General features: G+C 58.8%; 15 protein-coding genes. 6 read left to right on the top strand and 9 right to left on the bottom strand.

Going from position 1 to position 18,590, the window contains the following annotated elements:
- Positions 1-106 precede the first annotated feature (106 nt).
- Together MUY35_RS04275 and MUY35_RS04270 are read right to left on the bottom strand one after the other, a co-directional pair.
- A complete protein-coding gene (locus tag MUY35_RS04275; protein ID WP_248364168.1) occupies positions 107-1,996 on the bottom strand; it encodes a propionyl-CoA synthetase in 1,890 nt (629 codons plus the stop codon).
- A 230-nt stretch (positions 1,997-2,226) separates the two neighbouring features.
- Positions 2,227-4,527, bottom strand: coding sequence for an NADP-dependent malic enzyme (locus MUY35_RS04270; protein ID WP_248364167.1), 2,301 nt, complete (start codon positions 4,525-4,527; stop codon positions 2,227-2,229).
- Between the two features lie 180 nt (positions 4,528-4,707).
- Between MUY35_RS04270 and MUY35_RS04265 the strand changes: the two genes are divergently transcribed.
- The 4 genes from MUY35_RS04265 to upp are packed head-to-tail and all read left to right on the top strand — an operon-like array spanning position 4,708 to position 7,925.
- A complete protein-coding gene (locus tag MUY35_RS04265) occupies positions 4,708-5,100 on the top strand; it encodes a cytidine deaminase (RefSeq protein WP_248364166.1) in 393 nt (130 codons plus the stop codon).
- Positions 5,097-6,311: a phosphopentomutase gene (locus tag MUY35_RS04260; RefSeq protein ID WP_248364165.1), complete on the top strand. Its 1,215-nt coding sequence runs from the start codon at positions 5,097-5,099 to the stop codon at positions 6,309-6,311. The genes MUY35_RS04265 and MUY35_RS04260 overlap by 4 nt, the downstream gene beginning before the upstream one ends.
- Positions 6,308-7,300, top strand: coding sequence for an adenosine deaminase (locus MUY35_RS04255; RefSeq protein ID WP_248364164.1), 993 nt, complete (start codon positions 6,308-6,310; stop codon positions 7,298-7,300). Before MUY35_RS04260 ends, MUY35_RS04255 begins: the two co-directional genes overlap by 4 nt.
- Positions 7,293-7,925, top strand: a complete 633-nt coding sequence (gene upp, locus MUY35_RS04250; protein ID WP_248364163.1) for a uracil phosphoribosyltransferase — start codon at positions 7,293-7,295, stop codon at positions 7,923-7,925. The genes MUY35_RS04255 and upp overlap by 8 nt, the downstream gene beginning before the upstream one ends.
- Before the next feature lie 24 nt (positions 7,926-7,949).
- On the opposite strand, the gene MUY35_RS04245 is transcribed toward upp, so the two are convergent.
- Positions 7,950-8,966 carry a hypothetical protein gene (locus MUY35_RS04245; protein WP_248364161.1) on the bottom strand — a complete coding sequence of 339 codons (1,017 nt, stop codon included), beginning with the start codon at positions 8,964-8,966 and terminating at the stop codon, positions 7,950-7,952.
- Between the two features lie 81 nt (positions 8,967-9,047).
- Positions 9,048-10,694 carry an AMP-binding protein gene (locus MUY35_RS04240; RefSeq protein ID WP_248364159.1) on the bottom strand — a complete coding sequence of 549 codons (1,647 nt, stop codon included), beginning with the start codon at positions 10,692-10,694 and terminating at the stop codon, positions 9,048-9,050.
- Positions 10,695-10,812: 118 nt separating this feature from the next.
- On the opposite strand from MUY35_RS04240, the gene MUY35_RS04235 reads away from it, so the two are divergent.
- Both MUY35_RS04235 and MUY35_RS04230 read left to right on the top strand, forming a co-directional pair.
- Positions 10,813-11,718 (top strand): DMT family transporter, encoded by a 906-nt coding sequence (locus MUY35_RS04235; protein ID WP_248364157.1) that lies wholly within the window; start codon positions 10,813-10,815, stop codon positions 11,716-11,718.
- A 20-nt stretch (positions 11,719-11,738) separates the two neighbouring features.
- The gene (locus tag MUY35_RS04230) at positions 11,739-12,386 is read left to right on the top strand and encodes a sulfotransferase family 2 domain-containing protein (protein WP_248364155.1); all 648 of its coding nucleotides are present in this window, start codon (positions 11,739-11,741) and stop codon (positions 12,384-12,386) included.
- A gap of 80 nt (positions 12,387-12,466) precedes the next feature.
- On the opposite strand, the gene MUY35_RS04225 is transcribed toward MUY35_RS04230, so the two are convergent.
- The 5 genes from MUY35_RS04225 to MUY35_RS04205 are packed head-to-tail and all read right to left on the bottom strand — an operon-like array spanning position 12,467 to position 18,586.
- Positions 12,467-14,671 carry a 3-hydroxyacyl-CoA dehydrogenase NAD-binding domain-containing protein gene (locus tag MUY35_RS04225; RefSeq protein ID WP_248364154.1) on the bottom strand — a complete coding sequence of 735 codons (2,205 nt, stop codon included), beginning with the start codon at positions 14,669-14,671 and terminating at the stop codon, positions 12,467-12,469.
- 15 nt (positions 14,672-14,686) lie between these two features.
- A complete protein-coding gene (locus MUY35_RS04220) occupies positions 14,687-15,892 on the bottom strand; it encodes an acetyl-CoA C-acetyltransferase (protein WP_248364153.1) in 1,206 nt (401 codons plus the stop codon).
- A 17-nt stretch (positions 15,893-15,909) separates the two neighbouring features.
- A complete protein-coding gene (locus MUY35_RS04215) occupies positions 15,910-16,545 on the bottom strand; it encodes a glutathione S-transferase family protein (RefSeq protein ID WP_248364152.1) in 636 nt (211 codons plus the stop codon).
- A gap of 28 nt (positions 16,546-16,573) precedes the next feature.
- On the bottom strand, positions 16,574-16,786 hold the full coding sequence (locus MUY35_RS04210) for a hypothetical protein (protein ID WP_248364151.1): 213 nt from the start codon (positions 16,784-16,786) through the stop codon (positions 16,574-16,576).
- A 27-nt stretch (positions 16,787-16,813) separates the two neighbouring features.
- Positions 16,814-18,586, bottom strand: a complete 1,773-nt coding sequence (locus tag MUY35_RS04205) for an acyl-CoA dehydrogenase C-terminal domain-containing protein (RefSeq protein ID WP_248364150.1) — start codon at positions 18,584-18,586, stop codon at positions 16,814-16,816.
- Positions 18,587-18,590 lie beyond the last annotated feature (4 nt).

Raw genomic sequence — 18,590 nt, 5'->3', positions numbered from 1 at the left:
ACATTCTGCGGTGCCCGGTTTGGTTCTAGCGAAGTGATTGTTGAAATGCCAAAAAAAACGCCTCCAAACTAGGTTCGGAGGCGTTTTCCCCATTCCCAGGCGGTCGTTACTTGGAATACCCAAGGCTTTGCAGCGCTTCCTGGATTTCTTCCAGAATGGCCGGATCATCAATCGTAGCGGGCATTTTGTAGTCCTTGCCGTCGGCGATCGAAACCATGGTCGCGCGCAAAATCTTGCCCGACCGTGTCTTTGGCAGCCGGTCCACAACGATGCACAGCTTGAACGCGGCCACAGGGCCGATCTTTTCACGCACCAGCTTGACGCATTCTGCGGTCACGTCTTCTTCCGGGCGGTCGGTGCCTGCGTTCAGGCAGATCATGCCCAACGGCAACTGGCCCTTCAGCTGGTCAGTGACGCCGATCACGGCGCATTCGGCCACATCAGGGTGGCTTGCCAACACCTCTTCCATGCCGCCGGTCGACAAGCGGTGACCTGCGACATTGATCACATCGTCGGTGCGGGCCATGATGTACAGGTATCCGTCCTCGTCCTTGTATCCCGCGTCGCCTGTTTCGTAATAGCCGGGGAACGTGTTCAGATAGCTGGACTTGAAGCGATCTTCTGCGTTCCACAGCGTCGGCAACGTGCCGGGGGGGAGGGGGAGCTTGATGGCGATGGCGCCCAATTCGCCTGCTGCCATCGGGTGGCCGCCTTCGTCCAGAATTTGCACGTCATAACCCGGCATCGGCACAGAGGGCGAGCCAAGCTTGGTCGGCAGTTCCTCGATCCCCAGCGGGTTCGCGGCGATGGCGAAGCCGGTTTCGGTCTGCCACCAGTGATCGACCACCGGCACCTGCAACTGTTCCTGCGCCCAGACGATGGTGTCCGGGTCAGCGCGTTCACCGGCCAGATAGACTTGTTTCATGCACGACAGATCATACTTCCTCACGAACTCGCCTTTGGGGTCTTCGCGTTTCACCGCGCGAAAAGCAGTGGGGGCAGTAAAGAAGCTCTTAACCTTGTGTTCCGAGATCACCCGCCAGAAAGTGCCCGCATCGGGTGTGCCGACGGGCTTGCCCTCGAATACGATGGTGGTGTTGCCGTGGATCAGCGGGCCATAGGTGATATAGCTGTGCCCCACGACCCAACCCACGTCGGACGCCGCCCAGAACACATCGCCGGGATCGACGTTGTAGATGTTTTTCATCGTCCAGTTCAGCGCGACCAGATGACCGCCAGTATGACGAATGACGCCTTTCGGCTGGCCGGTGGTGCCCGAAGTATACAGAATGTAGGCCGGGTGGTTGCCTTCGACCGGCAGGCAATCGGCGGGGGTGGCACCTGCTTCCAGCTCGGTCCAGTCGTAATCGCGACCGGAGGTCAAGTCGGCGATGGCCTCTTCCCGCTGAAGAATCACGGTGAAGTCCGGCTTGTGTTCGGCGATATCAATCGCGCCATCCAGAAGCGGCTTGTAGGCGATGACGCGGCCCGGCTCGATCCCGCAAGATGCGGCGATGATCGCTTTGGGTTTGGCGTCGTCGATGCGCACCGCCAGTTCGGTCGACGCAAAGCCGCCAAACACCACCGAATGCACCGCGCCGATACGGGTGACAGCCAGCATGGCCATCAAAGCTTCAGGTACCATCGGCATATAGATGATGACCCGATCGCCCTTTTCGACGCCTTTCGCTTTCAACGCACCTGCAAACGATGCGACACGGTCTTTCAACTGGGCAAAAGTGATCTTGGCCTGACGTCCGGTGATTGGGCTGTCATAGATGATTGCCACCTGATCGCCGCGCCCGCCTTCGACGTGGCGGTCCACCGCGTTGTAGCAGGTGTTCACCATTCCGTCCGAGAACCACTCGTACAGCGGCGCGTTGTCGTCAAAGAGAGCTTTTGACGGGGGGCTGTCCCAAGTGATCGCGCGGGCCGCATCCATCCAGAAGGCTTCTGGGTCGGTCTGCCAGGCTGCGTATACGTCTTTGTATGCCATGGTGCACTTCCTCCAATTTCCCTTGGTATGATGTGTTACGCCCCCAACTATCGTTAGGGCAAGCGCGGCGTTTGGCCTGCGGCTGTTTGTCCGCAAAAATTTGCAATCGCACTCTCTTTTGCCTGCAAATTTTTGCAAACCTCAGCGAAATAGGTGGTCAAAATTTGAAAATGGTGGAGTTTGCAAAACTGCAAACTCCACCTTGCAAATATTAGCAGCGCCGAGTCGCCTTATCCATACCTCGCCACAGGCGTGCCAGCGACCGCGGACATATTTAGCAATCCGCGCGCGGTGATTGATGGCGTGACAATATGGCTGCGGTTGCCCATGCCCATCAGGATCGGTCCAACTTCAAGCCCGCCGCCCTTCACCTTCAACGTATTGCGAACGGCGCTGGCGGCGTCCGCATTGGCAAACACCAAAACATTGGCAGGGCCGTCGAAACGAGCATCCGGGAAGATGTGGCGGCGCACGTCTGCGTCCAAAGCCGCATCTACATGCATTTCGCCCTCATACGCAAAATCGCGTGGTTGACTGTTTAGAATATCCAAAGCACCCCGCGCCCGCACCCCACTGTCACCAGAATGGTTGCCAAACTGAGAATAGGAACACAGGGCGATTTTCGGCTCGACCCCGAACCGGCGCACATGCCGGGCCGCCGCACAGACGGTTTCTGCGATCTGTTCTGCGGTCGGTGTGTTGTGCACATGCGTGTCTGCAATGAAAATCGGCCCGTCTTGCAGGATCATCAGGCTAAGTGCGCCGATCGGATGCAATTCGTCCGTGCCCAAAATCTGCTTGATGTAATTCAGATGCCACAAAAACTGTCCGAACGTGCCAGCGATGACACTGTCAGCATGGCCCAGATGCACCATGATTGCACCGATGGCTGTGGTATTTGTGCGCAGAATGGCCTTTGCAAGATCCGGTGTCGTGCCGTGCCGTGCCATGATCTGATGATATGCACCCCAATAGTCGCGATACCGGTCATCGCGTTCCGGGTTCACGATCTGGAAATCCTTGCCCGGTTTGATCGACAGGCCGGCGCGTTCGCAACGCAAGGCGATCACATCTGGCCGCCCGATCAGGATGGGCGCATCGGTTGTTTCCTCCAACATCGCATTGGCGGCGCGCAGGACGCGTTCATCTTCGCCCTCGGCAAAGACGATGTTGCGTTTTGCGGTCGCTGCGGCCTCGAAGACCGGGCGCATGATCAAGGCCGAGCGGAAAACCGAGCCGTCCAGTGTCTCTTTATATGCTTCAATATCGTCAACCGGGAGGGTGGCCACGCCGCTTTCCATCGCGGCCTTCGCAACCGCACTGGCGACCACACCCATCAGGCGCGGATCGAACGGTTTCGGGATCAGATAATCTTCGCCGAAACTCAGCTGTTCGCCCTTATAGGCGGCGGCGGCTTCGGCAGATGTGGTTGCGCGGGCAAGGGCCGCGATACCTTCGATGCACCCCAGTTGCATCGCGTCATTGATTTCGGTCGCGCCGACGTCAAGCGCGCCCCGGAAAATGAATGGGAAGCACAATACGTTGTTGACCTGATTGGGAAAGTCAGACCGGCCTGTCGCGATGATGGCGTCGGGCGCGACGGCCCGCACATCATCCGGCATGATCTCGGGTGTTGGGTTGGCAAGGGCGAACACGATGGGCTGTTTGGCCATCTTTGCGACCATCGCGGGTTTCAGCACGCCGGGGCCTGACAAACCAAGGAACAGGTCTGCACCCTCGATCACATCGTCCAAAGTGGCCGTGGATGTGCCTTGGGCATAGGCCGCCTTCTGCGGCGTCATATCGGCCTCGCGACCTTTATAGACCAACCCTGCAATATCGCATAACCAGACGTTTTCACGCTTTACACCCAGTTTCAGCAACATGTTCAGACAGGCAATACCAGCCGCACCGCCGCCAGCGGACACAACCTTGATCTGGTCGAAAGACTTACCCGTCACCCTCAGCGCGTTCGTGGCTGCTGCGCCGACGACAATGGCGGTGCCGTGCTGATCATCGTGGAAAACCGGGATGTTCATCCGTTCGCGGCAGATTTGTTCAACGATGAAACAATCTGGTGCCTTGATATCTTCAAGATTGATCGCGCCAAAGCTGGGTTCCATCGCACAAACGATATCGGCCAGCTTTTCGGGGTCATTTTCGTCCAGCTCAATATCGAAGCAGTCAATGTTGGCGAATTTCTTGAACAAAACCGCCTTGCCTTCCATCACGGGCTTAGATGCCAGCGCGCCGATATTGCCCAAACCCAGCACCGCAGTCCCGTTCGAAACCACTGCAACCAGATTGCCGCGGGTGGTGTAGCGGCTTGCGGAGGAGGGATCTTTCTGAATTTCCAAACAAGCTTCGGCCACCCCCGGCGAATAGGCTAAGCTTAGGTCGCGTCCGTTTGCCATGGGCTTTGTTGCGCGGATTTCCAGCTTGCCTGGTTTCGGAAACTCATGATAATCCAACGCGCGTTTGCGGGGGTAATTGTCTTCGCTCAAGGTATCCTCCTGCGGGAAGTTTAGCATTAAACCATCTGCTGTCCTGCCCTACAATAAGGGGCCAAGCGCAATCAAGCCTGCTTGCGCAACCATAGGATAGCGCAGGTATTGGCTGGCTCGTCAACACGCGCGCGGTTTGGCCTTGCATCCGGCGGCACCTCGCGCCACGGTGTTTGGACATCAAACCATGACTGATCAGGAGGTCCGATGTCGCTGTTGGACGCTGCAAAAACTGCCCGTGAAAATGCCTATGTGCCGTATTCGAACTTCAAAGTTGGGGCGGCGCTGCGCTGTGCCTCGGGGGCGGTTTATGCGGGCTGCAATGTTGAAAACGTGGCTTATCCCGAAGGCACTTGCGCCGAAGCGGGCGCAATCGCGGCGATGGCCTTGGCAGGTGATCGCAAGGTGGTCGAGGTTGTGGTGATCGCCGATGCGCCACTGCCGGTCACACCCTGCGGCGGTTGTCGCCAGAAATTGGCGGAATTCGCAGACGCGGATGCGACTGTCACCATGATGACGATGAGCGGCGAAAGCCTGACTATGACCATGTCCGAGCTGTTACCGGGCGCCTTCGGACCCGAGCATATGGTGAACACATGACCCGCGCCTTTTTGATCGTATTGGACAGTGCCGGTTGTGGCGGCGCACCCGATGCGCACGCTTTCTTCAATGACAAGACGGTGCCCGACACCGGGGCCAACACACTGGCCCACATCGCGCAAGCCTGCGCCGCTGGTCGGGCTGAAGAAGGGCGCAGCGGGCCGTTGAAGATGCCCAATCTGGATGGGCTGGGTTTGGGGGCCGCGATCCGTCTGTCCTCGGGTGACGAAACGCCGGGGTTGACCGCAACCCCGCAAGGGTTGTGGGGCGCGGCCGAAGAGATATCGAAGGGCAAGGACACCCCATCAGGCCATTGGGAAATCGCCGGGGTGCCGGTGCCATGGGATTGGGGCTATTTCCCGGACACGCAGCCCGCTTTTCCTGAGGAGCTAACACAGAAAATCTGCCAGATCGCGGGCGTGGATGGCATTCTGGGCAACAAACATGCCTCGGGCACCGAAATTCTTGACGAATTGGGGGCCGAGCACCTGCGCACGGGCTGGCCCATCGTTTACACCTCGGTCGACAGCGTCATACAGATCGCCGCTCATGAAGAGGTATTTGGCCTCGACCGGCTGATTGATCTGTGCGAGGCGATCGCGCCAATGGTCCACGCCATGCAGGTGGGCCGCGCCATTGCGCGCCCCTTTCTTGGGTCGGAAGCTGATGGGTTCAAACGCACCACAAACCGCCGTGATTTTGCCATGATGCCACCCAGCCCGACCTTGTGTGACTGGGTGCAAGAAGCGGGCCGCAAAGTGCATGCGATTGGCAAGATCGGCGACATTTTTGCCCATCGCGGGATTGATACGCTGAAGAAGGGTGCGGACGCCGACCTGATGGAGCATCTGGTTGCGTCGATGGATACGGCGCAGGATGGCGATCTGGTATTTGCCAATTTTGTTGAGTTCGACTCCAGATATGGTCACCGTCGCGACGTGTCTGGCTATGCCCGCGCGTTGGAATGGTTTGACGGCGAACTGCCGCGCCTGTTCGAAAAAATGCGCGAAGGCGATTTGCTGATCTTCACCGCCGATCACGGCAATGACCCGACTTGGGTCGGCACCGATCACACCCGCGAACGGGTGCCGGTGATTGGTGCGGGCGTCGGTCTGCACGAGGTCGGTTTGTGTGGCTTTTCAGATATCGGCGCGTCGGTCGCGGCGCATCTGGGTCTGGACACACGTGGGGCAGGGACGTCGTTTCTATGAGTTTCAAATCGCTGCCGAAGGTCGAGCTGCACACCCATATCGAAGGTGCCGCCCCACCCGATTTTATCCGGGGTTTGGCAAAAGAGAAAAGCGTCGATTTGTCAGCCATTTTTGCCGAGGATGGCGGATATGCCTATCGGGATTTCTGGCATTTTCTGGAAGTTTACGAAGCCGCGACCTCGGTTTTGAAAAGCCCCGAAGATTACGCCCGTCTGACCAAGGCCGTTTTGGAAAACTGCGCCGAGGCGGGGGTGGTTTATGTTGAAACCTTCATCTCTCCGGACTTTTGCGGCGCGCGCGACGTCGGCGCTTGGCGCGACTACCTTGCCGCCATTGTCGAAGCCGCCGCCGAAGCCGAACGCGACACTGGAGTCACCCTGCGCGGCATCGTCACCGCCGTGCGTCATTTCGGCCCTGACGCCGCCCGTGAAACCGCGCGCTGTGCACAGGAAACAGCTGGCGATTTCATCCCCGGCTTTGGCATGGGTGGCGATGAAAAGTCAGGCAAACAAGGTGATTTTGCCTATGCCTTTGATATGGCGCGCGAAGCTGGTTTGCAGCTGACCACGCACGCGGGCGAATGGAATGGTCCGGACGAGGTGCGCGCCGCTTTGGATGATCTGAAGGTCCAGCGCATCGGCCATGGGGTGCGGGCAATCGAAGATTTAGCGCTGGTGGATCGTTTGATCGAGGACGGCATCACGCTTGAGGTCTGTCCGGGATCAAACGTCTTTCTGGGCGTCTATCCCGACCTTGCCGCACATCCCATTGCCAAGCTGCGTGACCGCGGCGTGAAGGTCACCGTGTCGACCGATGATCCGCCCTTCTTCCGCACCAATATGGTGAAAGAATACGAAGACCTGTCGCGCCAGTTCGGCTGGGATGATGCGGACTTCAAAGACCTGAACCTGACCGCGATTGACGCGGCTTTCTGTGATGAAAATACCCGCACGCGCGTGCGCGAAATACTGGAGACTCAAGATGTATGACCATCTAACCGTCGTGAAACACCCGTTGATCCAGCACAAACTGACACTGATGCGAGACGAGGCGACACCGACCAATCATTTTCGACAGCTTCTGCGCGAGATTAGTCAGCTTCTGGCCTATGAGGTGACGCGCGAGTTGCCGATGGTAAACAAACGGATCACCACCCCGATGCAAGACATGGATGCGCCGGTTTTGGCTGGGCGCAAGCTGGCTTTGGTGTCGATCCTACGCGCGGGCAATGGATTGCTGGACGGTGTTTTGGAGCTGATCCCTTCGGCACGAGTTGGGTTCGTCGGGTTGTACCGTGACGAAGAAACGCTGCAACCGGTTCAGTATTATTTCAAAGTGCCCGAGGCGTTGGAGGACCGGTTGGTCATCGCAGTTGACCCCATGTTGGCGACAGGCAACAGTTCGGCCGCGGCGATTGATTTGTTGAAGAAGGCGGGTGCACGCAATATCCGCTTTATGTGTCTTTTGGCGGCACCGGAAGGTGTGGCGCGCATGAAAGAGGCTCATCCCGATGTGCCGATTATCACCGCCGCGCTGGATGAAAAGCTGAATGAAAAGGGCTATATCGTGCCCGGCCTTGGCGACGCTGGCGACCGGATGTATGGGACGAAATAGGTCTGGGGGACGTGGGTGCGGTTGCTATTCGCCGCAAATGCCTTGCAGGCGAACCCAGTTTGCATCTGTAAGCAACGGCGTTGCGTCGGCCAACGCAACGGGATCGGCTTCGATCAGATCAAGCGTGCTTTCCCCCGTCAGATCCAGCGCATAGGCGTAAGGCGTTGAGCGAACGCCCGCTTTTTCGAACCGGGTAAGCAGCGCGCTGTGATCCAGCGGGGCCGGGGCGGCGATCAACAAATCCTCTGCGTAGCTGTCGATCACGCCGTCGGGCAGATCACCTGTCGTCAGAAGTTGAGCGGTGGCCTTTAGCCCAGCATGTTCCAGCAGGGCATTCATCGGGTCGGTGGCCTGCCTGCGCATATCCTCGGCCAATAGAAACCCGGCGACCACGTCTGGTTCTTCGTAATCTTCGATCAGGGCGCGGTTCAGAAGCGTGATATGCCCCGGCAAATGTGTCGCCGTCTGCACGCCACCTGACAGCACGATCACGCGGGGTGCGGCGGTGTCCAGCACCCGGGCGGTAAGCCGGTCAAGCGCGCTTTGTCCGATCTGCCCATCGCATTGCTGCCCGGCCACCCGGCCAATTCGGTTCAGGATACGTTGCCCGATGGCGTCCCGCGTCGGATCGGGCACCACCGATACCGTGTAGTCGCGAAGCGCATTGGGCAGCCAAAACACACAAAGCGCAACCAACAGGCCAATAATGCCAGCAGTGACCCAATGGCGCAGGCGTCCGGGATGTGGGCGGCGTCTTTCAACGACCGTGCGCACCTTCTCAATCGCCTTGATCAGCGTGTCGTCCTCGATTTCCAGATCTTCCGTCGCATCCTCGCCGGGTGAAAAAAGCGCCGGGCGCTCTGCGGGGTTCAGGCGGATAACGGCGGGCAGGGACCAATGCGCCAGCGCGGTGCCATGCTGATCCGAGATCACCAATGTGGCATCGCCAAGCGATAGGATAACGTCGCGGCGCTGCGCCTCGGGTGAAGCGCGCCACAACCCGGCTGCTTCCAGCCGTTCATATTTCGTGAGGGCCGTCATTTTTTGGACGGGTCTCGCCTGCTCGTTATTGTTGCGGTCAGGATACTCGCTCGAAACCGTTCGGGCAATGCGCGTGACGGGTCAGTTTTTGTTCCTTAAGCGATCGCGCAGTTCAAACTTCTGTATTTTACCGGTCGAGGTCTTGGGAAGCTCGCAAAACTCGATCTTTTTTGGGGTTTTGAACCCGGCCAGCCGTTCGCGAACGAAGGCGATCAACTCGTCTTCCGTCACGTTGGCACCATCCTTAAGTTCCACAAAAGCGCAAGGCACTTCGCCCCACGTGTCATCAGGCTTGGCGACCACGGCACACAAGCTGACGGCGGGGTGGTGCATCAACGCGCCCTCAACCTCGACCGAGCTGACGTTTTCGCCGCCCGAGATGATGATATCCTTGGCCCGGTCTGTGATGCGGATATAGCCGTCCGGTGTCTGGTGCGCGATATCACCTGAATGGAAATAGCCGCCCTTGAACGCCTCGCGCGTGGCGTCGGGGTTCTTCAAATAACCTTTCATCACCGAATTGCCGCGGATCATAATTTCGCCGATAGTTTCGCCGTCCATCGCGACCTGTTCCATCGTGTCGCTGGTCAGGACGGTGATATCCTCCATCTGCGGCATCGCGACGCCTGTGCGCGCTTTTAAGGACGACTTCTCGCTTTGTGGCAGGTCGTTCCATTCCGGGCCGTTCCACAGGCATTCGGTAATATGCCCATAGGTTTCGGTCAGGCCGTAAACCTGCGTGATGTTGAAGCCCAACGGCTCGATCGCAGCTAGGGTGGCAGCGGCGGGTGGGGCACCAGCCGTGAACACGTCCACCACGTGGTCGAAGGGGCGGCGATCTTTGTCAGGCGCATTCACGATCATGTTCAGCACTATTGGTGCCCCCCCGAAATGGGTTACGCCTTCATCCGCAATCGCATCATAGATCGCCTTGGCCGTAACATCGCGGCAACAGATGATCGTGCCGCCAAGCGCGGGCATCATCCATGAGTGGTTCCAATTGTTGCAGTGAAACAAAGGCACAATGGTCAGGTAGCGCGGGTAAAGCGTCATGCCCCAACTGATTGGCGTGCCCATCGTCATCAAGTACGCGCCGCGATGGTGATAGACGACGCCCTTTGGCCGCCCCGTCGTGCCAGAGGTATAGTTCAGCGCAAGGCTTTCCCATTCGTCCTGCGGCATGATCCAGTCGAAATCGGCATCGCCGCCTGCGACAAGGCTTTCGTATTCCGGATGGCGACCGGTTGCGGGAAAGCCTGCGTCGGGGTCCGCGACCTCGATAATCTTGGGCGTGGCGGATGCGCCGTCTGCCTTCATCTGCGCGATGGCCTGTTCAGCCAGTGGCAGAAACTGGGTGTCGACCAGTACCGCGCGGGCTTGCCCATGGGCGAAGATAAAGGCAACGGTGTCCACATCCAACCGGGTGTTGATCGTATTCAAGACCGCCCCACAGGCCGGAATGGCGAAGCTGGCTTCGACATGCGGCAGCACGTTGGGCAAAAGCGTCGCGACCACATCGCCGGGTACAATCCCCTGCTGCGCCAATGCCGACGCAAGGCGGGACACTCGTTCGAAATAGGCCGCATAGGTCAGCCGCCGTTTGCCATAGACCAACGCCTCGCGATTGGGAAAGACGCGGGCGGCCCGTCTGAGGTGAGACAAGGGCGTCAATGGAACAAAATTCGCCGCGCATTTTTCCAACCCGGTCTCATCCGCCATCCAGCCCATATGCCTCACTCCCTGTCTTGTCGCGCGTCGTTTGTCGTGTATGTCGTTATTGAAGCAGACCAGAACGACACCTTAGTGGTCAATGCCTTGGATACGCACAAAGCAGGCGGAAAACGACATGACGGGCAATCGAACATTCGCGGCGGCTGGCGCAATTTGCCTGGCCATGTTCCTTTTGGGGTTCTTTGACAACTTCGTCGCCCTGATCGCGCGTGACCTAGGGCTGTGGCAATTCCACCTGATGCGGGCGATCATGGCCGTGGGCATACTGGGTCTGCTATCATGGATCGGGCGTGCCCACCTGACCCCCATGCGCCGCTGGGCCGTGATGGTGCGCGGCGGTTTTGCGGCGCTGGCAATGCTGATCTATTTCGGCTGTCTGGCGTTTTTGCCCATCGGACAGGTCGCGGCGGGGCTGTTCACAGCGCCCATCTGGATTTTGCTTGTCGGTGCGTTGTTTCTGGGCCAACCCGTGGGTCTGACGCGCATCAGTGCGGCATTGGTCGGGTTTGCAGGCGTTCTGATCGTCCTGAACCCGTTTGCTGACGGCCTTGATCCTGTCGCCATTGTTCCTCTTGCGGCGGGTTTTTTCTATGCCATCGGGGGGATTGCCACCCGGCAATGGTGCGAAGGTGAAAGCGCAATGTCGATGCTGCTGTATTTCTTTCTGGCGTTGGGCCTTTTCGGGCTTGTCGGATGTGTCGCGCTGATGATCTGGCCGCAGAGCGTGCCCGCAGGGGCCGAGGGATTCATTTTGCGCGGACTGGTCTGGCCTACGCCGCAAGCGTGGGGTTTGACTGTCATGCAAGCGGTCGGGTCGCTGATCGCTGTGGGGCTTGTTTTCAAGGGCTATCAACTGGCCGACGCTGCGCAAGTCGGCATTTACGAATACCTGTTGCTGCCCTTCGTGGCTGGGTGGAGCTTCGTGCTTTTCGGTGATCCAGTGTCGCTTAGGTCTGTTTTGGGTATGGTCTTGATCATTGTCTCTGGCGCCATCATCTCGCTGCGCTCGCGCCCGGCCTGAAAGCCCGCTAACATCGCGCCATGATCATTTCGCACGGCCGTCGTTATATTTTCGTTCACCCACCCAAAACCGGGGGCACATCGCTTGCGTTGGCGCTAGAGGCGCGGGCGATGAAAGACGACATTCTGTTGGGCGACACGCCCAAGGCAGTTCGTCGTCGGCGACGGTTAAAGCACGTCGCGTCCTCGGGTCGGCTTTGGAAGCATTCTACGTTGCGCGATATTGACGGATTGGTGACGCAAGAACAGATCGACAGTTATTTCGTCGTCACTTTGGTGCGCAATCCGTGGGACAGGCTGGTCAGCTATTATCATTGGCTGAAAGCACAGCATTTCGACCACCCGGCGGTCGATCTAGCACATGCCCTGACCTTCTCAGAGTTTCTGAACCACCAATTCACCAAGGACAGCTTTGCCGGCGCGCCGTTTGCCTCGTATGTCACGGATCAGACAGGGCATGAGCGGTGCGATCTTTTCGCTCGGATGGAGGCGTTGCCTGCTGACCTTGCACCGTTCGAGGCTCATTTGGGCTTCCAATTCGGCCCCTTGCCGCACGAGAACCGATCTGACCGAAACCCCGATTATCGCAGCTATTACAATGATAACGATGCGGCATTGGTCGATGATATTTGCGCGCGCGACATCAAGCGGTTTGGATATGATTTCTAGGCCGTTGATCGTCTGATCCCGACAAACGAAGAACGGCCCGAGCATCGCCCGGGCCGTTTTCTTTTTCGCAATGCAATCGGTTAGGCTGCGTCTTGCGCGGTGTCGAACCTGCCATAGAACGTTTCGCCCTTGTCGGCCAGATCGCGCAAAAGGGCAGGCGTCGTGAACCTAGCGCCATATTCTGCAGTCAGGCTGTCGCAAATCTCGACCGCTTTGTCCGCGCCGATCATGTCAAGCCAGCTGAACGGACCGCCAGACCAAGGCGCAAAGCCCCATGCCAGGATCGCGCCCACGTCGCCTTCGCGGATGTCTTCCAACACGCCTTCTTCCAGCGCGCGGACAGCTTCCAGCACTTGCGCCATCATCAGGCGATGCTTGACTTCGGTCAAGTCGGGCTGGTCGTCTGCATGCGGGAACTTGCCTTCAAGACCTTCCCACAGACCCGCGCGTTTGCCCTTGTCGTCATAGTCATAGAAGCCCGCGTTGGCCTTGCGACCCAAGCGGCCTTCGTCGGCCATCCAGAAGATGATGTCGTCCACAGCTGCATCCGGGTAGTCGTCGCCCATCGCGGCCTTGGTGGCCTTGGCGATTTTCACACCCAGATCAATCGAGGTTTCATCGACCAGTTGCAGTGGTCCCACCGGGAAGCCCAGCAGTTTCGCGGCACCTTCGACCAGAGCAGGGCTGACGCCCTCGCCAACCATGCGCATCCCTTCGTTGATGTAGGGAATGATGCAGCGGTTGCAGTAGAAGAAGCGCGCGTCGTTGACTACAATCGGCGTCTTGCGGATTTGGCGCACATAGTCGAGCGCCTTGGCGACCGCACGCGGGCCGGTTTCCTTGCCCTTGATGATCTCGACCAGCATCATGCGCTCGACGGGGCTGAAGAAGTGGATGCCGATGAACTGATCCGGGCGTTCAGACGCCTTTGCCAGCTCGGTGATCGGCAGGGTCGAGGTGTTGGTGGCATAGATGCAGTCTGTGCCCACCACGGCCTCGACCTTTTTGGTCATTTCGGCCTTTACGCCCACGTCCTCGAACACCGCTTCGATGATCAGGTCCGCACCCTTGAGGGCCTCCAGATCAGTGGTGGCGGTGATGGCCGACAGAACGGCCTCTTTCTTCTCAGGCGTGGCTTTCTTGCGGGCGATGCCTTTGTCCAGATAGCCCTCGGAATAGGCTTTGCCTCGGTCGGCCGCTTCTTGGGTTTGGTCGATCAGAACGACCTCCATCCCGGCCATGGCGGATACCAGCGCGATGCCAGCCCCCATCATGCCTGCGCCCAACACGCCGACTTTCTGGACCGACTGGTCAGCCACGTCTTTCGGACGCACAGCGCCTTTTTCAAGCGCTTGCTTGTTGATGAAGAGCGAGCGGATCATCGCGCTGGATGACGGGTTCATCAGCACGTTCACGAACCAGCGACATTCCACGCGCAGCGCGTCGTCAAAGGGCACCATCGCGCCTTCATAGACCGCTGCCAGCAGAGCCTTGGCGGCAGGATAGACGCCGTTGGTCTTGCCGTGAATCATCGCAGCCGCACCAACGAAGGTTTGGAACCCAGCGGGGTGATAGGGCGCGCCGCCGGGCATTTTATAACCCTTCGCATCCCACGGTTTCACGATGTCCGCGTCGGTGGCGTTCAGAACCCACTCTTTCGCGCGGGCTTGCAGTTCATCGGGCGCGACAACCTCGTCGATCAGGCCAGCCGCTTTCGCTTTGTCTGGCGAAACAGTCTTGCCTTCCAAAAGGAATGGCGCCGCCGCCATCGCGCCCATTTTGCGCACAAGACGGGTGGTGCCGCCTGCGCCGGGGAAGATGCCGACCATGATTTCCGGCAGGCCGATCTTGGCCTTCGGGTTGTCGGCGGCGATAATGCGGTGACAGGCCAGCGGGATTTCCAGACCGATGCCAAGCGCGATGCCGGGCAGGGCGGCGACAATCGGTTTGCCGCCCTTGTTGGTTTTGGGGTCCATGCCTGCGCGTTCGATCTTGCGCAGCACACCGTGCATACCCATGACACCGTCAAACAGACCCTTTGCCGGGTTGTCGCCCGCATCATTCTTCATCTGCGCGATGACGTTCAGGTCCATTCCACCGGCAAAGTCCTTCTTCGCCGAGGTGATGATCGCGCCTTTCACGGCGTCGTCTGCCAGAACGGTGTCGATATGGGCGTCCAGCTCGCGAAGCGCGTCATAGGACAGCACGTTCATGGATTTGTTGGGGACATCCCAAGTGATGGTGGCGACGCCATCGGCGTCCACGGAATAGTGAAAATCAGCCATTTTAACGTCTCCTTCTTACACGCGTTCAAGAATGGTTGCGGCACCCATGCCCGAGCCGATGCAAAGCGTGGCCAGACCGGTTTCTTTGTCAGAACGCTCCATTTCGTCCAGCAGGGCGCTGAGGATCATCGCACCAGTGCCGCCCAGCGGGTGGCCCATGGCGATGGCGCCGCCGTTGACGTTTACCTTGTTCGTGTCGGCGTCGAAGGCTTGGATGAAACGCAGAACGACGGAGGCAAACGCCTCGTTCACCTCGAACAAGTCGATGTCGCCGAAATCCATGCCGGCAGCTTGCAGCACGCGTTCTGTGGCCGGAACAGGACCGGTCAGCATGATCGTGGGATCGGTGCCCACTTTTGATGTCGCTTTGACCCGCGCCCGCGGTTTCAGCCCGTGGCGTTCGCCGAATTCCTTGTTGCCGATCAGGATGGCGGCAGAGCCATCCGCGATACCCGACGAGTTGCCCGCGTGGTGCACGTGGTTGATACGCTCAAGATGCGGGTATTTCAGCAATGCCACAGCGTCAAAGCCCGGCATCACTTCGCCCATCGCTTTGAATGAGGGGTTCAGACCGCCCAGCGTTTGCATGGTGGTCTCGCGGATCATTTGATCCTCGGACATGATCTCAAGGCCGTTCTGGTCTTTCACTGGAATGATTGCCTTGAATCGTCCATCGGCACGGGCCGCGGCAGCGCGTTTCTGGCTTTCCACCGCATAGGTGTCGCAGTCGTCGCGGCTAAAGCCAAATTCGGTTGCAATTATGTCGGCCGAGATGCCTTGCGGCACAAAATAGGCTTTCATCGCCAGGAAGGGATCAGCAGCTATCGCGCCACCGTCCATGCCCATCGGCACCCGGCTCATGCTTTCCACACCACCGGCGATATAGCCGTCACCTGCGCCGCCTTTGACTTGGTTGGCGGCCATGTTCACGGCTTCCAGGCCTGAGGCGCAGAAGCGGTTGATCGAGACACCCGGAATACGTTCGTCCAGATCGGAATACAGCACGGCGGAACGCGCAAGGCATGCTCCCTGTTCGCCCACTTGGGTAACGTTGCCCCAGATCACATCCTCGACGGCGTGGCCGTCCAGATTGTTGCGCTCTTTCAGCGCGTTCAGTGCAATAGCGGACAGGCGCACGGCGGTCACCTCGTGCAAGGTGCCGTCTTTCTTGCCTTTGCCACGCGGGGTGCGCACGGCGTCATAGATATAGGCGTCGGTCATCATTCGTCCTTTCGAGATCACGCGCGGTCCGCAGGGGAGCCGGGCATCAGGTCATAGGGGTGTTTCCAGCCGGGCGTTTCCGAAATACGGGTGAGCCAAGCGTCAATTGCGGGCCATTCGGCGCGGTCGAAGCCGAAGGGTTCAGAGTAAAACAGGTAGCCACAGCATGAGATATCAGCGAGCGTGATGGCGTCGCCAACCAGCCAGTTGCGGCTTGAAAGTTCGCCTTCCAGCACTTTGTATGCGCCCTTCAAACGGGCCTGATTGAAAGCGATCACTTCGGCGGGGCGTTTGTCTTCGGGCAGGAAATTCATCAGGAACCGGGTCGTGCCCGCCACGGACGACATCTTGTGATTGTCCCAAAACTGCCAGCGCAGGATTTCACGCCGTTCATTGGCGCTACGCCCGCCCAGCTTGCCGGATTTAGAGGACACATAGTCCTGAATGACGCCAGACTGGGACAGTGTCACATCTCCGTCAATCATCACCGGCACCTCGCCCATCGGGTTCAGTTCGCGAAACTCCGGGCTGCGGGTTTCGCCGTTGAAGAAGTCGACGAAGACGGGTTCCCATTCCAGCTCGGACAATTCCAGTGTCAAAGCGGCTTTATAGGCGTTTCCGCTTTCACCGAAGCAATAGAGTTTGATCGTCATCGTTCCCTCCCGTTGAACGTGGCCCGCATCAGCGTTTGCGTGCGTCCAGTTCAGAGTTGAACAGCCGCAGACGGGCCGTCAGGTTTTCTTCGTCCGTTACACTGTCGAAATGCTCAAACAGGAAGGACAGGGCTTCACCTTCGTCAAGCCCTGCCTCTTTCGCGAAACGCCTGAGCCGACGATAGCCATCCTCTGTCATGGCACAGGGGAAGCGGCGGGTCAGTTTGAAACGTTTCGGCATGATCTCTCCTTGCTTTGTTTGCCCGGCTCAGAACGCGTCCGCGTCCAAAGCCATCACGGTGTCCGCGCCGCTTTCGATCCGCGCCAGATGCATGGCGGTGGCGGGCAGGCGGCGTGCCATATAGTAGCGCGCGGTGGTCAGCTTGGTCTCGTAAAACGTGGCGTCAGCTGCGCCGTTTGCAAGGGCGTCCAGCGCAGCGCGCGCCTGTTGTGCCCAAGCGTAGCCCAAGCAGACATGACCAAACAGGTGCATGAAATCATAGCTGCCAGCGAGCGCGTTGTTGGGATTTTTCATGCCGTTTTGCATGAAATACATCGACGCGGCTTGCAGGTGCTTTGACGCTTCTTTCAGCGGCTCGATGAAATCCGTCATTTCGTCGCCGTCCTGTCCCTTGCAATAGGACTTGATCAACTCAAAGAACGCCATGATCGGCTTGCCACCATCTGCGGCCAACTTGCGACCCACAAGGTCCAGCGCCTGCACGCCATTTGCGCCTTCATAGATCTGCGCGATGCGGGCGTCGCGCACGAACTGGCTCATGCCATGTTCTTCGATGTAACCGTGGCCGCCATAGACCTGCTGGGCCAGAACGGTCATATCAAAGCCCTGATCCGTCAGGAAGCCTTTCAGGACGGGTGTCATAAGGCTGATAAGGCCGTCTGCTTGCTGGTCGCCCGAACGATGTGCCTGGTCGATCAACAATGCGCCCCACAACAGGAAACCGCGGGCACCTTCGATGAAGCTTTTCTGGTCCATCAGCGAGCGGCGAATATCAGGGTGCACGATCAGCGGATCGGCGGGGCCATCCGGATTTTTTAAACCTGTCACGTCGCGCCCTTGCAGACGGTCCTTGGCATAGATCACGGCGTTCTGATAAGCGGCTTCGGCCTGTGCCAAGCCTTGCATGCCCACACCCAGACGGGCCTCGTTCATCATGGTGAACATGGCGCGCATGCCTTTGTGCATGTCACCCAGCAGATAACCCGTCGCCTCGTCATAGTTCATGACGCAGGTCGCGTTGCCGTGGATGCCCATCTTGTGCTCGATATTGCCGACCGTCACGCCGTTGCGCGACCCGACCGAGCCATCTTCGTTCAGGTTGAACTTCGGCACGATGAACAGCGAGACGCCTTTGATGCCGTCAGGCCCACCAGGGATTTTCGCCAGCACAAGGTGGATGACGTTCTCTGACATGTCGTGATCGCCCGCCGAGATAAAAATCTTCTGGCCCGACACCTTATAGCTGCCATCGTCCTGCGGTTCGGCTTTGGTCCGCATCAGGCCCAGATCGGTGCCGCAATGCGGTTCGGTCAGGTTCATCGTGCCGGTCCATTCACAGCTGACCATCTTGGGCAGATAGGTTGCTTTCTGCTCGTCCGTGCCGTGCGCCAAAATGGCCGACGCGGCACCGTGAGTCAGGCCCTGATACATGGTGAACGCTTGGTTGGCGGCGGAAAACATCTCGCCCACAGCCGTGCCCAGCAGAACGGGCATGTTCTGGCCGCCGAATTCTTCGGGCATGTCCAGCCCAGTCCAGCCACCTTCTTTCATCTGCTCAAACGCGGCCTTGAATCCAGTGGGGGTATAAACCACGCCATTTTCCAGGCGGCACCCTTCATGGTCGCCGGTAATGTTCAAGGGCGTAAGAACCTCGCTCGCGACTTTGCCGGCTTCTTCCAGAACAGCGCCCGTGAAATCGGGCTCCAGTTCGTCATATCCGGGGATGTCTTGTTTGTCTGCCTTGAGCACTTCATGCAGAAGGAAGGCCATGTCCTTGGTCGGAGCGGTGTAGCTGGGCATAGAG

The sequence above is a fragment of the Aliiroseovarius sp. S1339 genome (genome assembly GCF_023195695.1).
Classification (GTDB): domain Bacteria; phylum Pseudomonadota; class Alphaproteobacteria; order Rhodobacterales; family Rhodobacteraceae; genus Aliiroseovarius.
The sequence above is the reverse complement of the archived record's forward strand: the minus strand, read 5'-3'. Positions and strand labels throughout refer to the sequence as shown.